Below are 19412 nucleotides of genomic sequence, written 5' to 3'. Positions count from 1 at the left end.
AACCTACTATAATGACCTAATTCACTGATTGGACTGTCACCTTTAAAAAAGAAAAAACCGGCAAGAGAAATAAACATTTCTCTTACCGGTTAGTCAAACAAAGGACTTATTAAGTTGTTCTAAGTCGACTCGCTCGTACTTTATAAATTATAATTAGTAAAATAAACCAAACAGGAGTTACGAATAAGGCGATACGTGTATCTTCAGCAAGTCCTAGTACGACAAAAACAAATGCTAGGAAAATAAGAATCAAGTAATTCGAAAATGGATAAAGTGGTAATTTAAATTTGCTCACACTCGCTAAATCTGGTCTTGTTTTACGGTATTTCAAATGGCAAATGACAGTGATTCCCCAAATAAATAGGAAACATACAGTAGAAATACTTGTAATTAGTGTAAATACACCTTCTGGTATTACATAGTTCAAAACAACCGCGATCAATATAACGATCGTTGAAAAAAATAATGCGTTAGCAGGTACTTTACTTGCTGTTAGTTTGGTAAATGGTACAGGCGCATTGTTATCTTTAGCAAGCGCGTAAACCATCCGGCTTGTACTAAAGATGGCGCTGTTACATGCTGAAGCGGCGGATGTTAGGACAACAAAATTGACAACACCAGCTGCGGCAACGATACCAACTGCCATGAATACTCGGACAAATGGACTTTCCGCTGGATTGATGGCATTCCAAGGATAAATACTCATAATAACCGTAAGTGCGCCTACGTAGAAAATTAAAATTCGTAGGGGGATGTTATTGATAGCTCTTGGAATTACTTTTTCAGGGTTTTCTGTTTCGCCCGCAGTCAATCCTACAAGCTCAATACCAGCAAATGCGAACACAACCATTTGGAATGACAAGATAAAGCCATTCATACCATTCGGGAACATGCCGCCATGACTCCACAGATTGGAGAAACTAGCTGTACCAGCATCGGTAGTAAAACCGTTAATAATCATATATGTACCAACAACAATTAGTGCAAGAATCGCAATGACTTTAATCAATGCAAACCAAAATTCCATTTCTCCAAAAAGCTTTACAGTTGCAAGGTTCATAAAAAGTAAAACAACTAGTGCGATTAATCCTGGCATCCATTGTGGTACACCAGGGAACCAAAACTGAATATAAATACCGACCGCTGTTAAATCGGCCATTGCGATTGAAACCCAGCAAAACCAATAGGTCCAGCCCGTTATAAACGCTGCCATATTCCCCATATAATCTTGGACAAAATCTACAAATGAATTATATTCCAAATTCGTTAGAAGAAGTTCTCCAAGTGCCCTCATTATTAGAAAGCAAATTATACCTGTAATTATGTACGCAAATAAAATCGATGGGCCTGTTAAATGTATTGATTTTCCTGCACCGAGAAATAATCCCGTTCCGATTGCACCACCAATCGCTATGAGTTGCACGTGCCTGTTTTTTAGCCCTCTTGACAATTCTTGTTCCTTCATCCGAAATCTCACACTCTCTTTCTATCTCTAAGATCTCTACAGTTTTCGTTAAATTCAAAAGTGAATGTAACAAGAGTATTGCAAATAATTACCCCAATAGAACTTTAACATATCTACAATGAAAAAGCGCTTACATCATTAAAGAACAAGTATTCGCTATATTCCTAATATATACTCTCTGTTTTTAAGTATTAGCAGATGACGTTTCATCGGTAAGGTCATTCCCTTCCCCCTTCGAATAATATGGAAGTGATGACAAGTAAGGAGTGGAGTGAAGTGCAGATTCATGTGGTTAAAGAGGGAGAAACACTATGGACAATATCTCATCATTATGGCGTTACAATGAACGAGATTGTTGCTGCGAACCAATTAGAAAACCCTGATAAATTAGTAATCGGTCAGGCCCTTGTAATTCCGACAATCTCCCAGACAACTGGACCTAAACCGGTGATTGATGTAAACGCTTATACAATCAATACAGGTGAAACAGGAGCCAAAGAGATCCAGGAAGTAGGTAAGTATTTAACGTATTGGATGCCTTTTGTGTATAGTATCCAGGAAGATGGCGGGTTAACTAGTCTCGATGATACCGCCATGCTTCAATCTGCTTCTGCCGAGAGAATCGTTCCTATAATGGCTATTACGAACTTTAGTGCCACGGCAGCCGGATCTGGTCTTGCACATACGATTCTTGCAAGTAGTGAGCTTCAGGACAAATTATTGACTAATATATTAAGTGTAATGAAAGAAAAAGGGTATCAAGGGGTAAACATTGATTTTGAAAATGTATTTCCAGCCGATCGCGAGAACTACAATCAATTTTTACAGCGAGCGGTCGACCGTATGCATCCAGAAGGGTATTCTGTTTCATCGGCGCTTGCTCCCAAAATTAGTGGTGAACAAAAAGGCTTATTATACGAAGCGCATGATTACGAGGCACATGGAAGAATCGTCGATTTCGTTGTATTAATGACCTACGAATGGGGGTATAGACGGGGTCCTGCCCAGGCTATTTCGCCACTTAATGAGATCAAACGAGTGCTTGATTATGCAGTTACGGTTATACCAAGGGACAAGATTTTATTCGGATTTCAAATTTATGCGCGCGACTGGCTTCTTCCCTTCGTGCAGGGACAGGAAGCAGAAACATTTAGTCAACAGGAAGCAATACGAAGAGCTGTTCAATATAAAGTAGCCATTCAATATGATCCAATCGCGAAGTCCCCATTTTTCCGCTATACAGATGAACAAGGTCGTCAGCATGAAGTTTGGTTTGAAGATGCCCGTAGTGCCCAAGCTAAATTTGATATGGTGAAGGACTATCATTTACGTGGGATTAGTTACTGGGTACTAGGCTATCCGTTTCCGCAAAATTGGTTGTTACTTGAGGATAATTTTACGATTCGGAAAAGGATATAGATTGTAAAAAAACCACTTGGAACTCATACTAACTCGTTCAGTTGAGTGATACAAAAAAAATAAAGCACGAAATAGACCGCTAATTCGCATATGAATTAGCGGTCTTTAAAATGCCTATGCATTAACGTTTACATATAAAGCACACTTATTCCGACAATCAAAATGACACACAAATTACACGACCTACAATAATTATTGAAAGGTAAAAATATCGTGTTAAAACCATTGCTAATTCACTGGCCAAATTGAAGGGAAATGAAGATGGAAAAGATAAGATTTATTCAACAAAAAAACACTGAAAATAATCCAGCGTTTTTGTTTTTATAAGTAATATTTACTTCGTCCATCTTCAATTAAAACAACCGTTAGCTTAAGAAGTTACCCAACATTATTTGTCTGTTTTTGTAACATCACTTCTAGTTTTTTTCTATACTTATTCTGATAGGAATTTCTCCACATTTTTTCAATATTTATTTTACCAATGACGTGTCGCACTTGGTCATTTTCTTTGATTAACTTATTGCGTTGTACATTATCAATATATGCTTGAAACCATTCGTATTTTTTAAGAAACTCAATGTTCTTGTTAATTTCTCCTTCTGTAACATCTTTCATAGAAGAAAAAATAAGTGTTCCCATTGAACCTATCAGTTCGAGTAAAACTCCCAATAAATCTTCCCCTTTTGTTAATAAACACCTTTGAGTTACCAATTCTTACTTATAAACTGTTTCGTTAGTTGAATAAAAGTTTACTAATACTATTTAGAGTTTGAAAACTTCATCTTTCAATAATCATACCACATTAATAATTAGTTTCCTTTTATTGTTGGAATACTTTGACAAAAGTATAAAAAAGCACTGCTAATTTGTACTTGAATTTAGTGTTATTTGTTTTGATATTTGCGGTGTTATTTAAAGTTTTGTACCACTCAACTGAACGGGTTAAACTCACACCAAGTGGGATTTTTTCAATTCACTGACCTTGCTCATCACTTAGTTACAGTTATGCCCCCATTATCCGTTCGTAATTTAATCAAATGCTCCCCTTTACCAAACGTCGTCTGTTTGGTTTCATGACCAAAAATCTCGATTTTCCCAATGTCTGTTTTTGCATCGATTGTGGCGTTTTCAGGCTCTTTTTCCGTTTGAATCTCGATTCGACCATTATCTGTCTTTAATTGGATAGGGCGATCTAAATTATTTGTCGTAAGGGAAATCGCTCCGTTATCTGTTTTTCCTTGAATTGTTCCGTCGACTTGATCCAGAATGATTTTTCCATTATCCGATTTGACATCGACAGAAGTAGCTTCAATATTTTTCAGTCTAATACTGCCATTGTCTGTTTCCAATATCAAAGCATTTGTATGAATGTTTTCCACTTTAATGTGTCCGTTATCACTTTCGGCTTGAATCTTGTCATATTGTTTTTCGGGAATCGTCACTGTTAATTGTAAGTCAAACGAAGGCATTCCAAAATGAAAAAAGCCACGCCGCTTTTCTTTTAATTGAACGACAAGTGTATCTCCTTTTACATCCGCTTTGAAAATAGTCTTCGATTTCCTTTTTGATTGCCCCGAATAGTTGACTGTAGTTGCTGAATCATTGCCCGGTACAATTTCCACCGCTGCATTGTCAGCTAAAACTTCGATATTTGAAAAAGTCCTATCTTCTATCACTTTTTCATTTGAATCCCCGACAAATCCATTCGAAGACTTAAACATAAAAAGAATTCCAGTTGCCCCGATGAACAATATACACCCAATAATAAGTACTATTCTTTTCGAATTCATCCTATTATATCCTCCCTTCAAATTTTGTTCATATTACTTATATTATAAAGGATGGAGGATTCTTTCAAACAGACCTAAGAGGTGAATCCGTCTCAGACCTTAGTCGTAAGTTTTTTTACTACCTAAGGGACAAACACGGATAAAGCTCAAGAAATCAACCGATCCGTCTCTTTCAATGATGCCGCCCCTATAGCAAACATTGTCATTCAGAGCCCCAATTCTCTCGTCTTCATCACTTCCAAGACATCTTCCCTGGACTGCGTGGCGGCCTTTATTTTGCGCCTTCCATGCCGGTGTGGACTTCTCCACTTGCGATAATGAGTTGTTTCCCAATTTGCCCTCTCACTGAAGTTATGCATTCGGCTGTTGGGATACTCCAATCACTAAATGCTTCTGCAGCTTTGCGTTTGACAGGTTACGTTGAACGGAATTTTTCCACCTGGCTTCCACGATGTGCCACCCGCACCCGTACTAGCCACGTCAATGAAAGAAACACCCACTAGGTGCAAACTTTCTGACTTGAAATTGGGAGGTATTGACTCTCACTTCCTATTGATTTTCCGCTGAACGGGTAATGAGATATAAAAACTGCTTCCTGTACCGACTTTACTTTCCACAGCAATCGTTCCTTTATGACTTTGAACAATCTCTTTTACAATTGTTAGTCCTAAACCTGTGCCATTCTCTTTATCTTCAGTCGAGGGGCGAGAGTCTTTGTAAAACCGTTCAAATATTAATGGTAGATTTTCTTCACGTATGCCATCGCCATTGTCTTTGACTTGGATAACCACTTGGTCTTCAGCTTCATTTAAGTCAGCTTTGATTGAAATGATTCCATCTACTGTTGGCGTGTATTTAACTGCATTTCGGACTAAATTCGAAAATACTTGGTCCATGCGTTCAATATCAATTGAACAGGAATAATGATCCAAGCTAATCGTGCCATTTGGTACTTGTGGAACTTTTCCAAACTGTAATACATCGAATTCGAACTTATTATAAATTTGATCCAACCATCTACCTAAATTCATGTGAGTTACATTTAAACTTGTTCGCCCTGCTTCCAGATTAGATAAGTCAGACAAGTCGCTAATTAATCGACTAAGCACTTTAATTTTATCGAAAACAAGATTGCTATAATACGTATCGTCAGCCGCAACTAATCCTTGCTGCAGTGCTTGCACATAACTATGAATTAGTGTAACCGGTGTTCCTAACTCGTGTGCGATATTTGCCAAGAGCTGACGTCTAGATTTCGCCATCGTCATCAAATCTTCGTTCATTGTTGTTAAATCATCATTGGCGATTTCCAACTCTTTTGTTCGCTCCATCACTTTTTCCTCAAGTTCTAGATTCATCGCAATAAGCTCCTGATTTAAACTTCTCAGACGAATTAATGTCTTCACACGTGACAGTAGCTCTTCTTTATCGCAAGGTTTTGTTAAATAATCATTAGCTCCCACTTCAAATGATGTAATCTTATCATGAACTTGACTTTTCGCCGTTAACATCAAAATGGGTAATTCCATCAACGAGTAGTTCTTTCGTAATCGTTGACAGACTTCATAACCAGACATTTTTGGCAACATAATATCTAGGATGAGTAATTCAATCGACTGCTCCGCAACAATGCGTAATACCTCTTCTCCGTTGGATGCTGTAATCACTTCATACCCTTCTAATGTGAGCTGGTTCATCAATACTTGTAAGTTCACGGGTTCATCATCAGCGACCAGTACTTTCACCGACTTTTTAGTAAGCGCGATATTGGGAGTTGACAGAACGAACTCTTCCTCTATAGACGGCTCTGTATCTACTGCTACTTCGTCTACAATTTCATTGAAGTTTTGTATAGGTAACATAAAACTAAAAATCGAACCTTCACCCACTTTCGATTCGACTTCAATCCTCCCCCCGTGTAATCCAACTAACCACTTCGTTATGCTTAAACCGATTCCGGCTCCACCAACATCTCTTGAAAGTGACGCATTTCCTTGTTCAAAAGGTTCGAAGATTATCTCCTGATTTTCTTTCGTAATCCCTTTTCCAGTATCCGACACGCTGACTTTTATCAGATTGCCATTATGTTCGGCAGAAACGATTACTTCTCCGGCTTCCGTATATTTAATGGCGTTGCCTATTAAATTATAGAAAATTTGCTGGAGACGATTTTGATCGGCAACGACAGCCGGCAGTGAATTGTCAATCGTGTTAATAAGGCGGATTGGCTTATTTTGCACTAATGGTCGGCAAATGGTAAATATAACATCAACGATTCCGGACAGATAAACTGGTTTCAAATGGATATCTAAAGAGTCGTGTTTTAACTTAGAAAAGTCTAATATATCATTTATTAAATGTGTGAGCCGGTTGCCACTTGTAATGATTATTGAAAGCTGTTCACCCATCTCGGTCGGGATATCTCCTGTAACCCCATCACGTAAGGATTCAGCAATACCGATGATTCCGTATAGTGGTGTGCGCAATTCATGGGATGTAATCGCCAAAAACTCGTCTTTCAGTTCGTCGGTTTTTTTCAAGCTTTCCATTGCCAATGCTTGGCTTGCTATCGCTTCTTGCTCTGCTTGTTCTTTTTCGGTACGCATAATATTGATTTTATCTGCTAATGCCAGAGATAGTAAAATCACTTCAATCGCTAATGTTACTTGACCTGCATAGTCCATAGCAATTGAATAAGGTATCAATGTCGCTCTTTCGAATATCGTAAGAAGTACCCCGATAAGAAATATCACCCAACCTACTATAAAAAAACGTGCTTGGCGTGCCCCGCGTTTCAAACATACAAAAGCAACACTTAAAACAGTGAAAAATGTACTTATCGTACTCAGAAGCATCATATTTAAAGCAACAATAGGAGATATGAATAAAGTGCAAATAACAATCCCATTTAAAATCATTAATAAATAGGAAATCAGTTTGAATTTAGAGGAATATTGATCGGTATCCAAAAAACTTCTCGCAAATATAAGGATGAATATGCACGCTAGACTGACCCAAAATGGTGTGGACATTATATTCCATGAAGGGGAATTTGGCCACAAATATTGAAATGCAAGTCCGTTCGTCGACAATTGCCCCATCAATGTAGCAGTAATAACAAACACATAGTAAAGATAGCTTTTTATGCGTAAGCTAAAGTAAAGAAATAAGTTATATAAAATCATAACCAATATGGCACCATAAAAAAGACCTAGTAAACTAAATTCCATTTGCGTTTTCTCGATAAATGATTCGGAGCTCCATATATTAATAGGTGGATGCAAATCGCCTGAACCACGAACACGGATATAATATGTTTTCAATTTCTCCGGTTCAATGTCCAAATTGAAGACAAATTGACGATTTTTAATTTCCCGTTGTTCAAACGGATAATTGGATCCGGCCTTTTTCATTTCGACGATACCGGAATCATCTTCCCCATAAATCATAATTTCGTAAATAAGAGGAAAAGCAAGCTCTAATAGCCATTCATTTTGATTCGATTGATTCTTTATTTCAAAACGAATCCAAGTCACTGTATCGAAAAAACCGCCCTTTTGAACCATTAGTTCGGAAGGAGCAAACTTATCTGCGTATGAATCCGAAGAGACATCTTCAATCGTCAGGCCCTTCTCTTTATCCGTAAACATTTTAATCGCTGGATACAAATTTTCGCTTTCCGTAGAAGGCAGCAAAATAAGCGCTTCACTTTCGTGTCCTTTTGCTTCGTTGGGGGCAGTTAATATGACTAATACTAGCAGTAGAAAGAGAGAACAAACTCCGTTACATAAACGTCTGTACATAATGAAGTTCACCACACCTCCAATACTAACTTATTGAATATTCTAATGATTATACTTCTTTTATTATATCGTATAACAGTTAATTTTGGGTTAAGAATCGTAATTGTCTTGTTAATAATAGGTTTTGTTAAAATAGAGTGGAGGTTTAAAGCATGGAAACAATTATGGGAGTCTTATTGGAGTCTTTAGGTTTGTTTTATCCGTTGTTTTTAGCATCAGTCGTTACATTTGTCTACCCCATTATTAAACGTTCTTGGATTTGGATGTTGTTAAGTGCAATTTTGATTTTTCCTGATGCTTGGTTTTTTAGTAAGCACCCACCATTTCCTTGGGCAATATTTGTTCCTTTAGTTCAGGTAGTATTCGCTATACTTTTTTATCTATGGAAAAGAAATTGTAAGATGTAACAGAGCCAACATACAAAAAGCAAACCATTTTAAAATGGTTTGCTTTTTGTATTCATTAATCACATAAACTTATCTTCTAATGCCGATTTTTCTACCTACTTGCTTCGGCGTTTCTAGCTGTTTGTCTAGAAGTGAGAGTCGCTCGATTGTGGATGCAATTGGTGCAGGGAATGATGCAGCTTTTCCTTGTTCGGTATCGATTCCCATAAGCATTTGTTCACTCGTTGCGATAACGTCTCCGACACTATTGTTCATTGTGAAAAATACATGCATCCGTTTGTCATCAACATCTAATAGCTGTGCCGTTACACCGAGCTGTTCCCCTTCATTCGCTTCAAGTAAATAACATACATGTGTTTCCAACGTGAAGATTGTATACGTATGTTGTTCACGCGCCTTTTCATCTAAACCTATATAATTCATAAATTCATCTACGGCGAGGCTAAACACGATTGCATAAGCCGCATCGTTCATGTGACCGTTATAGTCAACCCATTTGGATTGTACGAGATCCCTGTAGTTAAATGTTGTGTATCCCATAATGACTTCCTCCAATAATTCCAATGTTTGTGACATCCGAAAGTGGCTTAACTAGAAACTCGTTTTGGCTCATGCCAATATTCTTCAACCAAATCGAGTAGTTTTACTAAAAACTCGTTGCGTTTCACTTCTAGTTCGGCGATTGAACCAACTCCAGCTTGAGTTTCGCAGCCTTCAATAACTTTTTCTTTTAAGGCATTTGTCAGTTCCGGTGCTTCAAGCTTTGTCCATGGAAGTTTAAGCGCCGGGCCAAACTGTTCAAGCATATGACGCATGCCTTTTTCCCCACCAGCTAAATGGAATGTCAAAAATGGTCCCATCTGTGCCCACCGAAGGCCCGCACCGTAAATGATGGCTGCATCTATTTCTTCAGTCGTAGCAATGCCATCGTTCACCAAATGCAACGATTCGCGCCATAGTGCTTCCATTAGACGATCTGCTACATGACCTTCGATTTCCTTTTGTATAATAAGTGGTTTCATATGAATTGATTTATAGAATTCGTTTGCCCGCTCCATAATGAATGGCGTCGTTGAACGGCCGCCTACTAGTTCAACAAGTGGCAAAATGTAAACAGGGTTAAATGGATGTGCCACAATCATTCGCCCAGGATACTTCAAACCTTCTTGCAATGTACTTGGCATAATCCCTGACGTGCTTGATGCAATAATTGCTTCAGGTCTTGCATGTTGGTCAATGCTCATTAACACACTTCTTTTTAACTCTTCTCTTTCAGGAACATTTTCCTGAATTAAATCGGCATCTCTTACCGCTTCTTCTATTGTGGAGACAAATGTAATCCGATCAGCCGAAGCTCCTGGAGCAAGACCCAGTTCTTCTAAAGAAGGCCATGCACGTTCAATTGCTATGCGGGTTCGCTCTTCCGCACCCTCACCCGGATCAAAAGCAACGACTGAATATCCTCGGGCTAAAAATCGCGCAATCCAACCGTTTCCGATTACACCTGTGCCAATGATAGCCAGTTTTTTTATATCACTCATTATTTGTTGCCTCCTCGAGGATTTTTCAATCCGTAATAGTCTCGTGCTTCTTGAGGAGTCATTACTTCTATATTGTTGCTATTAAGCATGTTAACTGCTTTATCCACGAGTTGTTCGTTACGTGCGGGCACACCTCTTGTTAGGTATAAGTTATCTTCCAATCCAACGCGTATATTGCCACCTAACATGGCTGTTTGCATAGCGATTGGCAATTGCATTCGACCGATGCCAAATGCGGACCAATGTGCATTTTCAGGCAGACGATTTTTCATGTACATTAATGTTTCAATATCTGCATCTGCTCCCCAAGGAATACCTAGGCAGAATTGGAACATTGGATCTCCATCAATTAGCCCTTCATCAATTAATTTTTTGGCGAAACGAAGATGTCCCGTGTCAAAGCATTCTAATTCGGGCTTTACGCCACTTTCTTGAATGAGCTTCGCATGTTGTCTTAACCAATCAGTAGGGCTCACATAAATCATATCCCCAAAGTTGACGCTTCCACAGTCAAGCGTACACATTTCTGGGAGTAATTCTCCTACCGGTTTATGTCGCTCGCCAGGTGTTTGAATAAATGTCCCATTACCTCCAGCAGCAGGCGTATCTAAACTAGGTATGAAATCTCCCCCGCCACCAGCAGTAATATTAATAACGACATCTATTTCTGATTCACGGATGCGGTCTACTATTTCTCGGTAATGATCCATATTATGACTTACGCCACCTGTTTTTGGATCACGGGCATGTATATGAGCTACTGTTGCCCCAGCTTTTGCCGATTCAATCGCAGCATCTGCAATTTCTTTAGGAGTCACTGGTACGTATTCATTAATTTTTGTTGTATCTCCCGCACCTGTAACTGCCGCTGTTAACAAAACTTTGTTCTTCATAGTATCTCCCCCGATTCATTTTTTTCATCTTTTCATACTGTACCGTCTGGACGGTTTTGAATTCTAATCACACTATACATGTGGAAGATTTCACTTTCAACCCATTAGGTAAAATGAAGTAATTCCAGCATGTTTTATAAGTGATTTGAATGCCTCTTCATTAGTTGGAAGGCCTTGTCATCAGCTATTTGTTTCGTAAATTGGACGGATATTATTTATTCGTCCATTTTCTTAACGTTTCATAAATCAACTCTTTACGATCATCTTCAATCGGATTAATACCAAAAAGATCTGCTAACCAAATTCCGTCAGTTGCTAGACGAATGATTGTTGCCATAACTGGATCTAACCCATCGTTTTCAATTTCATGTTGCCACTCAGAATACGCTTCATGAATAGGATTTAGTAATAATGGATTTACTGCTTTTGCTGCCAGCAATCCAGAGTGCATATCCTTATTTCGATACGCTTGTTTAAACGTGACATCTAAATAGGCGCGAGTCCAGCTTCCCTTTTCGGCAAGGTCTTCTTCAGCATTCTTAGCAATTTTACTTCTATAATTTGTGGCAAGATGCTCAACCATCTTCTCAACTAACACTTCTTTTGATGGATAATGGTAAAGCAAGCCTCCTTTACTTATGCCAGCTTCCTTTGCTACAGCTTCTATTGTTAACGAAAAGATTCCTTTCTCCGCTACAATCTTGGACGCAGCATCAAGAATATCTATTTTCCGAGTTGTTTGGACCATTTGATTTCCCCCTCAGTTGCTTACATATGTAAGCAATATACCATCCAGACGGTTTTTTTTCGACACTTTCGTAATCCAGACGTAAAAAAACCATTTCGATGCGTCAACACCGAAACGGTACATATAATTGCCTGTTCCCTGCCAGAGATTTGGCATCCGGACAAATTGTCAAGCACGGATTGATTTACTACTATTATCAATAGTAATAATTTTACCGTAGTCATCTTTTAACTATCCGTCGCGCCAATAAGTCAGTTTATAACCATCTTCTCTTCAGATAGAGTAACTGACATATCCTCTTTATATGCCTTAATTTAACCATAACTGTTTCGCTATTAGCTACTTCACCAATTTTTACATATTTATCTATCTCGGCAAAATTTACATACTTGAATGATTTCATTTGTATTCAATCTGTGCGTATACAACAACTTAATACCACTTCTTATACATAATGGGCAGTCTCCGCGTCCATTTGAAGGTAGTTTATTTAATGCTTTTCCTCTTTTCCTTTTCGACACATCCATCCACCCCTTAAAAGAAAATTGTTCGTTCTCTTTAGTAAATGATGAAAGGTCGGTAAATGATTCGTATTTCCGCTAATTATTATAGTTGGTCTACCAATCTAGAAAACTTCTTCTTCAGGTTGCACATAGTATAAGAATATATGATGTTTAGAAAGGAGTGTTTCTATGTATTATATCTCTTATCCGTATTATCATCCCCAGTGGCTCGCTTTGAATACAACAATTCCAGTTAATCCAAATAGCGCCGTAAAGCCACAAAGCCCGTTCCCACCTATAAATACGACAATACTAAACTCATCCGCACAACAATTTCAAGAACTCATGAAGCAAGCCAATTTATTATTGGATAAGATTATTAACTCTAAAGAATTTGCACATGAACTGATGGATTCCGCCCAATTATCGAACACTAAAAAAGTAGATGAATTGATTTTATCAACTGGAATCACATTACATGTAAAGACTGATTTTACTCCCACTGGAATCCGTATTAAAATAGATAATTTCAATCAAGAAAACAGTTGTTGCGATTTAACGATCGAGTTACATTGGTAGGACAATAGTTGTCTATCCCTTTTTTAGCTTAACATTCCATTTCCTGAATAATAACCATAGACAAAGGAAGACAAAAAACGCAGCTCCTTCCATTGAAAGGATATACCACGGGTAAGGTCCTAAATAATCAAGCAAGGACCCCGTTTCTGGTTTCGTATTTAAAAACATATAGTTTCCATCAACCAATATATTTACAACAAATATAAGCGGAAGCAATAGGTTTAAGATAATCATTGCTTTAATAATTCCTTTATAAGTAGGCCTATATCCTTTAAACCACATAAAATAAAGTGCCGTCAATATAATCCCACTATGCGTATAAAAGAAATGAAAGTACCTGAAATGTGGAAAGTCGAAATCTAAAACAGGGGTCGCTATCGCTTGAAGCGCCCCTCCTATTCCCGCAAAAAAGACGAAATCGACGAGATACCTGTTCCCCGTCCATAAAAGGATAATTGCACCCAATAAACTAAAACTACATAATTCAAGCGACAATGAATTACTTATATCCCATCGCCCCGTCCCAATCGCCCAAACATGGTAAAGGACTTCCATCGACAATAAAGTAAACGCAAAAATGCGCTCCATTAGTTGAGTAGATTTGGGTTCAATTGCCCATCTCCCTTTTGAAATGAACAACAAAATGATGAGCAAGCATACTACAAATACAGTTGCGATATGAGTCGTTGAAAACATAACAAAGTCGGGTTCTCTGTTATCTACCATATATTCCATCCCATTTCCTTGTACAGATTCGAATCTATTTAACTATTTAAAAACAACATGATCACGATAAACTTCCCGTAATCATGTTGTTTTACGAACATTTTAAAGCGTAATATTTGATTTTTTCTTCATGAAGTCCGTTTCAGAATAATAGGCTTCTTTTACTAATAAGTTCGGTCCTAAGCATTTGACTGCTGGACAGTGGCAACTAATCGTTTTCGCAAGTGGACGTTCTTGCCAACGGTCTAGCATCACTGGAAGTGAATCCGTTTGAATATTGCCCATTGGCGGCGTATCACCAAAGTCGGTCACAATGACGTCTCCTGTGAAAATGTTGACGTTCAAGCGGGATCTACCATCCGGATCGTTGCGTACCGATACGTTTTTGCTATTGTAGATTCGTTTCAACAGTGCTAAATCCTCTTCGTTATTACTGCATGGATAAAACGGTAACGTGCCAAACAGCATCCATACATCTTCATCACGCGTATCCAATAATTTATGGATTGCTTTTCGTGTTTCATCTAAAGAAAGCACTTCAAGCTGCGAAGCGAAGTCACTTGGGTACATCGGGTGTACTTCATGGCGCGCACATTTCATTTCCTCAATAATTTGTCGGTGAATATGTTCAAGATGCGGCAGTGTGCGTTTATTCAACATCGTCTCCGCTGATACCATAACACCCGTTTCAGCCAATGCACGACTGTTGTCAATCATCCGCTGAAATTGCCCCGCACGACGTTCACGGGGCGGTTTCCGATCCATATTAGCAAAACCTCCATCGATGAAATCATCGATGGTACCCCAGTTATGTGAAATGTGTAAAACGTCCAAATACGGGGCGATTGCCGTATAACGATCTAAAGGCATCGTTAAGTTTGAATTCATTTGCGTTCGAACACCACGCTCGTGTGCGTACTTCAGTAAAGGTAAAACATATTGTTCAACCGACTTCTTAGAAAACATCGGTTCCCCACCTGTAATACTAATTGTTCGTAAATGAGGAATTTCGTCTAGTCGGGATAAAAGCAATTCGATAGGCAAAGCATCTGGATCTTTATGCTGCAACATATACCCAACCGCGCAATGTTCGCAGCGCATATTACACAAGTATGTCGTCGTGAATTCAATACTAGATAGCGTGAGTTTGCCGTGCTCTTGTACGTCCAAGTAAGCTTCCCATGGATCATGAGCAGGTGTCATTTTTTTAAATGCTGCACTATTCATTTTATAAATAACTCCTATACATAGTTTTTTTACACTAAAATAGTATGCATGTTTATTGAGTGTTAAGCAAGGGCTAACTAACGTCTTTTCAACGCCGTCTGAAGTAATAAAAAATGCGAATTCATTTTAAATAATAGTTATTAGGACAGACTATTGTATACAAGTAATTTGAAGGAGGCGTAATCCATATGAAAAAACCAAGTGAACAACAAGAGCAAAGTTTTAAAGAACAACAAATGAAACAGCAGCAACAGCAACTGCAGGAAAATCAAACACAAATGGAACAACAATTTGACACAAAAAAGAAACTTGCACTACAAGCTATGCAACAAGCCGTACAAACAATTCAGCAAATAGCTTCAATGATAGACTTACCATCATTGCAACAGGCACAACAACAACTTCAACAAGCCGTTCAATTATTAAATTATATGCAAGGAATCTCAATTACACAATCTACAACGGCAGAACAACAACAATTGGAACAAGTACAACAACAAATCGAACAAGCAGCACAAACTCTTCAACTCATCCACTCCCTAAACAGCGGAAACAATAGCTTTAAAAAAGGGTGAACGCCTAAATGAATAAACGCCCACGACTTTTCCAAGTGGAAAAGTCGTGGGCGTTTATTCATTTAAAGATGCATTCCCAGCCTTCAAAACTGCTTTTACAGCATCTTGTATTTCTTGATATCCCGTACATCTACAAATATTCGATTGTAACCATTCCTCAATGACCTCGTCTTCGGCATCCGGGTGTTTATTTACAAGCGCATGACAATTGACGATAAAACCCGGTGTACAATAACCACACTGAATCGCCCACTTTTCGACAAACATCTTTTGCATGGGAGAATTAAGTAACCCTTCGATTGTTGTAATCGGTTGATTTACTGCCTCAATGGCCAATGAAAGACAGGAATGAGTAGGTTCCCCGTTAACTAGAACCGTACAGGCCCCGCAGTCACCGTCACCACATGACCGCTTTGTACCCGTTAACCCAAGCTCCTCACGTAATGTATACAAAAGTGTATCAGCAGAGCGAACAACCGCCTCCTGTGTTTCTCCGTTTACATGTAAATGGATCAGTGTTTTAGATATTCCATTTTCCGTTATCATTTTACCCTCTCCAATACGTTTAGCGTATCTAATAAAACATTTTTCAACACAAAGGCACGGTACTCTCCCGATCCTTGAATGTCGTCGACAATCGATGAAGGAAGATGAGCAATCACTCTCTCAATTCGTTCATCCGTAGTACCATTCGAGTCATTCAAAATCGCTTCAATCTTAGCCGAACGAAATGGATATTCGCAAACACCGCTAAACGCGACCTGAATTTGATTGTTTTTTGTGATTGCCGCGACGGAGACGACTGGATAACCTACTTTAGAAATTTTTGTTCTCTTAAGGCTCACATAGGGTAGGTCAATATAAGAGGTGTCAACCATGAGCTGAAGAAGAAAGTTCCCAGGTTTAAGTTTCATTTCTTTATTAAAAACAGTGTCTAATGAAACTGTTTCCACTTCGTTCCCATTCGTTATTTTCACTTTAGCATTTGTTAATAATAGAGGTAAGACGCTTTCCCGGTAGATCAATTCACTATTTATATTCCCACCAATTGTAATTTTATTTCTCGACGTATGATCCGCAATTTGTTTTACGCATTCCCCTAAAAGAGGAAATAGTTTCGACTCTGTAATTTTGTTGAGTGACATTGTCGCTCCAATAACTAGCTCGTTTCCCTGAACCTCCAACACATTGCATTCCGGAATTCCTTTAATATCAATGACGGCGTCCGCTTTTAGTTTATTTACCCGCGCAAAAGTAATAAATTCCGTACCGCCAGAAAAGAACATCGCACTCTTCCCTTGCGTTTGAACGATGCTATACGTCTCAACAGCTTCCGCTATCGAGGAAGGTTTATAGTATTCGAAATCGAATGCAATCATTGGTCATTCACCTTCTTTGTCTCCCATATGAATTCTGGAGTAAGCGGTAATTGATTTAACTCGACACCAGTTGCGGTTGAAAGACTATTCGCAAGGCAAGCTGGCGCCCCGATGACTCCGTACTCACCAATTCCGCGAGCCCCGTATGGACCGTCTGCCGCGGGTGTTTCGATAAATTCGACAATATATTCCGCCGGTTGTTCCCCGTACCGCAACATCGGGTAATTTCGAAGCCCCGAGTTTTGAACAACGCCTTTTTCATCGAAAATAAACTTTTCACTTGTCGCATAACTTAACCCCATATGCATGCCGCCCCGCATTTGCTGCGTTGCCGTCATTGGATTAATAATCGTTCCGCCGTCAAGAACTGTGACACCTTTTAAAATTTTATACGTAAAATCCCTTGTATCCAGTTCAGTTTCCACGGCCTGCACACCAACGGACCACCAAGGACCTGGCTTTCCAAATCCTGTTTGCTGATCCATCGGCGTTAAATGACGTTGAATATGTTTTCCGACTCCGACAATTTGTCCTTCGATAGAATGTCCACTTGGGTAGGTGTATCCTAACGCAATGTCTTTGATTTCAACTCCAAATGTAGGATCAGGTTTCAAGTAAACCCTTCCGTTTCCCACGTCTAAATCTTCCACGGAACATTGCAAGACAATAGATGCTGTTTTTTTTAATTGGGAAAGCGCATTATCCGCCGCGGAAACGACTGCTCGACCCGCTAAAAAAGTTGAGCTACTCGCGACGGTACGCCATTGGTGGGGATCATATTGCGTGTTTAGTTCCATCGTTACATGAATTTTCTTCATTTCCATCCCTAGTTTTTCTGCGAGAATTTGTGCCAGAATCGTTTTCGTTCCTTGTCCTAGCTCAATTGCGGCACAATTTAAATTTACGCTTCCGTCGGCTTCAAATGTTAGGATGGCTCCCGCTTGTGCATTTGTTGCGGTTGTCGACGTTTTCCAAAACAAACTAAGTCCTTTCGAACGGACTTTGTTTTTTGCGACCTCATGTGTTTGTCCTTCGTCCCATTGAATAAGTTCTTTTGCTCGGTTCACACATTTCTCCACATCGCCAATATTATTTGCTGTTAATACGGTCTGGGTTGGCGTTGTATCGCCGGGTTTAATACCATTAATGATCCGTAACTGGACTGGATCGATATGTAGCTGTTTGGCAAGTTGGTCCATTGTTCTCTCCACTGCAAAAGTAAGTTCCGGGTGACCATAGCCTCTAAACGAAGTAGCGAATGGATGGTTTGTATACATACAGTACGAGTCGCACCAGACATTCGGTATATTATAGGGGCCTGTACAATCTAGTGCCGCCGCTCTCGTTATCCCAGCCGCTTGATCTGTATAAGCACCTGAATCAATTAAATACGTATATTTTCCGGCTACCAATTTTCCTTTTTTAGTTACCCCAAGTTGAATTGTGGCATCGAGGCCAATCCGGCAAGGCGCTGTAGTCATATCTTCTCCCCGGTCAAACTCCAGTTTCACCAATTTACCACCTACTGCTTTCGAAGCTAAATAGGCAAGCGGTTCTAACTGTACAGTCCCTTTTCCTCCGAACGCACCACCAACCATCGGAACATGAACCAAAATATTTCCAACTTCAATATTGAAAAATTGGTTGAGCACTTTTTTGATTGTAAATGGGGATTGGGTGCAGGAATGAACAATAACCTTGCCCATCGGATTAATTTCAACTCGTACGCTTCTTGTTTCGAGTGCAACGTGATCCGAAAGGTTGAATGAGTAAGTAGCCGTAATTGTTTCTTCACAGTTTGCCCATGCGGAGTCAAAATCTCCTTTACGTATTTTGATATGACTGCCAATATTGGTACCCGTTTTAGGATAGACATCGCTTATTAGCTTCGTATATTGCCCGGAGTTTTTGTGAACAAGAGGGGCATCATGTTGAAAAGCTTGTTGAACAGAATTGACGATAGGTAGCGGTTCATAGTTAACTTTCACTTTTTCAGTTGCCAACTTGGCCTGATGTTCATGATCCGCTACAACAATCGCAACGGGTTCACCATAATAACGAACTTTTTCAAATGCCAACGGTGGCCGATCCGCTAAAATGGGGCCTATATGAAACGGAAACATTTTACCTGTCACAATCGCGCGTACACCAGGCATTTTCCACGCTTCTGTCGTGTCAATAGATTTAATCAAGGCATGGGCTTGTGTGCTTGTTACAAGTTTTGCGTGCATTAACCCCGGCACTGAATAATCTCCTATATATCTTACTTTTCCCGCTGACTTTTCTACTGCATCAATTCGTTTTTCAGCTTTCCCAACCGTTGTCCGTATTTTATGTGTCATACCAAAAATACCTCC

18 protein-coding genes are annotated in these 19412 nt (G+C 39.2%); 4 read left to right on the top strand and 14 right to left on the bottom strand.

Annotated features, from left to right (window positions below; translation table 11 throughout):
• Positions 1-109 precede the first annotated feature (109 nt).
• Positions 110-1465, bottom strand: a complete 1356-nt coding sequence (locus KSU66_RS06565; protein ID WP_269050634.1) for an amino acid permease — start codon at positions 1463-1465, stop codon at positions 110-112.
• A gap of 276 nt (positions 1466-1741) precedes the next feature.
• Here KSU66_RS06565 and KSU66_RS06560 point away from each other — a divergent pair, with 276 nt between their 5' ends.
• The gene (locus KSU66_RS06560) at positions 1742-2884 is read left to right on the top strand and encodes a glycosyl hydrolase family 18 protein (RefSeq protein WP_269050633.1); all 1143 of its coding nucleotides are present in this window, start codon (positions 1742-1744) and stop codon (positions 2882-2884) included.
• A gap of 378 nt (positions 2885-3262) precedes the next feature.
• Here the strand turns inward: KSU66_RS06560 and KSU66_RS06555 are convergent, their stop codons facing one another.
• The 3 genes from KSU66_RS06555 to KSU66_RS06545 form a co-directional block, all read right to left on the bottom strand.
• Entirely contained in the window at positions 3263-3553 is a 291-nt protein-coding gene (locus KSU66_RS06555; RefSeq protein WP_269050632.1) for a hypothetical protein, read from the bottom strand.
• A gap of 320 nt (positions 3554-3873) precedes the next feature.
• A complete protein-coding gene (locus KSU66_RS06550; protein ID WP_269050631.1) occupies positions 3874-4674 on the bottom strand; it encodes a DUF4097 family beta strand repeat-containing protein in 801 nt (266 codons plus the stop codon).
• Between the two features lie 542 nt (positions 4675-5216).
• On the bottom strand, positions 5217-8477 hold the full coding sequence (locus KSU66_RS06545; RefSeq protein WP_269050630.1) for an ATP-binding protein: 3261 nt from the start codon (positions 8475-8477) through the stop codon (positions 5217-5219).
• A gap of 152 nt (positions 8478-8629) precedes the next feature.
• Here KSU66_RS06545 and KSU66_RS06540 point away from each other — a divergent pair, with 152 nt between their 5' ends.
• Positions 8630-8884, top strand: coding sequence for a hypothetical protein (locus KSU66_RS06540; protein WP_269050629.1), 255 nt, complete (start codon positions 8630-8632; stop codon positions 8882-8884).
• A 69-nt stretch (positions 8885-8953) separates the two neighbouring features.
• Here the strand turns inward: KSU66_RS06540 and KSU66_RS06535 are convergent, their stop codons facing one another.
• The 5 genes from KSU66_RS06535 to KSU66_RS06515 form a co-directional block, all read right to left on the bottom strand.
• Positions 8954-9424 (bottom strand): thioesterase family protein, encoded by a 471-nt coding sequence (locus tag KSU66_RS06535; protein WP_269050628.1) that lies wholly within the window; start codon positions 9422-9424, stop codon positions 8954-8956.
• Between the two features lie 47 nt (positions 9425-9471).
• Positions 9472-10425 (bottom strand): L-carnitine dehydrogenase, encoded by a 954-nt coding sequence (locus KSU66_RS06530; RefSeq protein ID WP_269050627.1) that lies wholly within the window; start codon positions 10423-10425, stop codon positions 9472-9474.
• Positions 10425-11318, bottom strand: a complete 894-nt coding sequence (locus tag KSU66_RS06525) for a 3-keto-5-aminohexanoate cleavage protein (protein WP_269050626.1) — start codon at positions 11316-11318, stop codon at positions 10425-10427. The genes KSU66_RS06530 and KSU66_RS06525 overlap by 1 nt, the downstream gene beginning before the upstream one ends.
• 211 nt (positions 11319-11529) lie before the next feature.
• The gene (locus KSU66_RS06520; RefSeq protein ID WP_269050625.1) at positions 11530-12066 is read right to left on the bottom strand and encodes a TetR/AcrR family transcriptional regulator; all 537 of its coding nucleotides are present in this window, start codon (positions 12064-12066) and stop codon (positions 11530-11532) included.
• 12 nt (positions 12067-12078) lie between these two features.
• The gene (locus KSU66_RS06515; RefSeq protein WP_269050624.1) at positions 12079-12222 is read right to left on the bottom strand and encodes a hypothetical protein; all 144 of its coding nucleotides are present in this window, start codon (positions 12220-12222) and stop codon (positions 12079-12081) included.
• Between the two features lie 536 nt (positions 12223-12758).
• On the opposite strand from KSU66_RS06515, the gene KSU66_RS06510 reads away from it, so the two are divergent.
• Complete coding sequence (locus KSU66_RS06510) at positions 12759-13148, top strand: hypothetical protein (protein ID WP_269050623.1); 390 nt, start codon at positions 12759-12761, stop codon at positions 13146-13148.
• Between the two features lie 12 nt (positions 13149-13160).
• Here KSU66_RS06510 and KSU66_RS06505 read toward each other — a convergent pair whose 3' ends face one another.
• Together KSU66_RS06505 and yfkAB are read right to left on the bottom strand one after the other, a co-directional pair.
• The gene (locus tag KSU66_RS06505; RefSeq protein WP_269050622.1) at positions 13161-13874 is read right to left on the bottom strand and encodes a YwaF family protein; all 714 of its coding nucleotides are present in this window, start codon (positions 13872-13874) and stop codon (positions 13161-13163) included.
• 102 nt (positions 13875-13976) lie between these two features.
• A complete protein-coding gene (yfkAB, locus tag KSU66_RS06500; protein WP_269050621.1) occupies positions 13977-15101 on the bottom strand; it encodes a radical SAM/CxCxxxxC motif protein YfkAB in 1125 nt (374 codons plus the stop codon).
• A gap of 188 nt (positions 15102-15289) precedes the next feature.
• Between yfkAB and KSU66_RS06495 the strand changes: the two genes are divergently transcribed.
• Positions 15290-15676 (top strand): hypothetical protein, encoded by a 387-nt coding sequence (locus KSU66_RS06495; protein ID WP_269050620.1) that lies wholly within the window; start codon positions 15290-15292, stop codon positions 15674-15676.
• 54 nt (positions 15677-15730) lie between these two features.
• Here the strand turns inward: KSU66_RS06495 and KSU66_RS06490 are convergent, their stop codons facing one another.
• Genes KSU66_RS06490 through KSU66_RS06480 form a run of 3 tightly spaced genes read right to left on the bottom strand, consistent with a single transcriptional unit; the run spans position 15731 to position 19397 of the window.
• On the bottom strand, positions 15731-16222 hold the full coding sequence (locus KSU66_RS06490; protein WP_269050619.1) for a (2Fe-2S)-binding protein: 492 nt from the start codon (positions 16220-16222) through the stop codon (positions 15731-15733).
• Positions 16219-17055 (bottom strand): FAD binding domain-containing protein, encoded by an 837-nt coding sequence (locus KSU66_RS06485; protein WP_269050618.1) that lies wholly within the window; start codon positions 17053-17055, stop codon positions 16219-16221. The genes KSU66_RS06490 and KSU66_RS06485 overlap by 4 nt, the downstream gene beginning before the upstream one ends.
• The gene (locus KSU66_RS06480; protein ID WP_269050617.1) at positions 17052-19397 is read right to left on the bottom strand and encodes a xanthine dehydrogenase family protein molybdopterin-binding subunit; all 2346 of its coding nucleotides are present in this window, start codon (positions 19395-19397) and stop codon (positions 17052-17054) included. The genes KSU66_RS06485 and KSU66_RS06480 overlap by 4 nt, the downstream gene beginning before the upstream one ends.
• Positions 19398-19412: the final 15 nt, after the last annotated feature.

The organism is Sporosarcina sp. G11-34 (assembly GCF_026931025.1).
This window is presented reverse-complemented; position numbering and strand designations above follow the sequence as displayed.

Coding starts and splice junctions, on each gene's coding strand:
- KSU66_RS06530 (WP_269050627.1), bottom strand. CDS start 10,425: ATGAGTGATATAAAAAAACTGGCTATCATTGGCACAGGTGTAATCGGA.
- KSU66_RS06550 (WP_269050631.1), bottom strand. CDS start 4,674: ATGAATTCGAAAAGAATAGTACTTATTATTGGGTGTATATTGTTCATC.
- KSU66_RS06520 (WP_269050625.1), bottom strand. CDS start 12,066: ATGGTCCAAACAACTCGGAAAATAGATATTCTTGATGCTGCGTCCAAG.
- KSU66_RS06490 (WP_269050619.1), bottom strand. CDS start 16,222: ATGATAACGGAAAATGGAATATCTAAAACACTGATCCATTTACATGTA.
- KSU66_RS06495 (WP_269050620.1), top strand. CDS start 15,290: ATGAAAAAACCAAGTGAACAACAAGAGCAAAGTTTTAAAGAACAACAA.
- KSU66_RS06565 (WP_269050634.1), bottom strand. CDS start 1,465: ATGAAGGAACAAGAATTGTCAAGAGGGCTAAAAAACAGGCACGTGCAA.
- KSU66_RS06515 (WP_269050624.1), bottom strand. CDS start 12,222: ATGCCAAATCTCTGGCAGGGAACAGGCAATTATATGTACCGTTTCGGT.
- yfkAB (WP_269050621.1), bottom strand. CDS start 15,101: ATGAATAGTGCAGCATTTAAAAAAATGACACCTGCTCATGATCCATGG.
- KSU66_RS06510 (WP_269050623.1), top strand. CDS start 12,759: ATGTATTATATCTCTTATCCGTATTATCATCCCCAGTGGCTCGCTTTG.
- KSU66_RS06535 (WP_269050628.1), bottom strand. CDS start 9,424: ATGGGATACACAACATTTAACTACAGGGATCTCGTACAATCCAAATGG.
- KSU66_RS06525 (WP_269050626.1), bottom strand. CDS start 11,318: ATGAAGAACAAAGTTTTGTTAACAGCGGCAGTTACAGGTGCGGGAGAT.
- KSU66_RS06540 (WP_269050629.1), top strand. CDS start 8,630: ATGGAAACAATTATGGGAGTCTTATTGGAGTCTTTAGGTTTGTTTTAT.
- KSU66_RS06485 (WP_269050618.1), bottom strand. CDS start 17,055: ATGATTGCATTCGATTTCGAATACTATAAACCTTCCTCGATAGCGGAA.
- KSU66_RS06505 (WP_269050622.1), bottom strand. CDS start 13,874: ATGGTAGATAACAGAGAACCCGACTTTGTTATGTTTTCAACGACTCAT.
- KSU66_RS06545 (WP_269050630.1), bottom strand. CDS start 8,477: ATGTACAGACGTTTATGTAACGGAGTTTGTTCTCTCTTTCTACTGCTA.
- KSU66_RS06480 (WP_269050617.1), bottom strand. CDS start 19,397: ATGACACATAAAATACGGACAACGGTTGGGAAAGCTGAAAAACGAATT.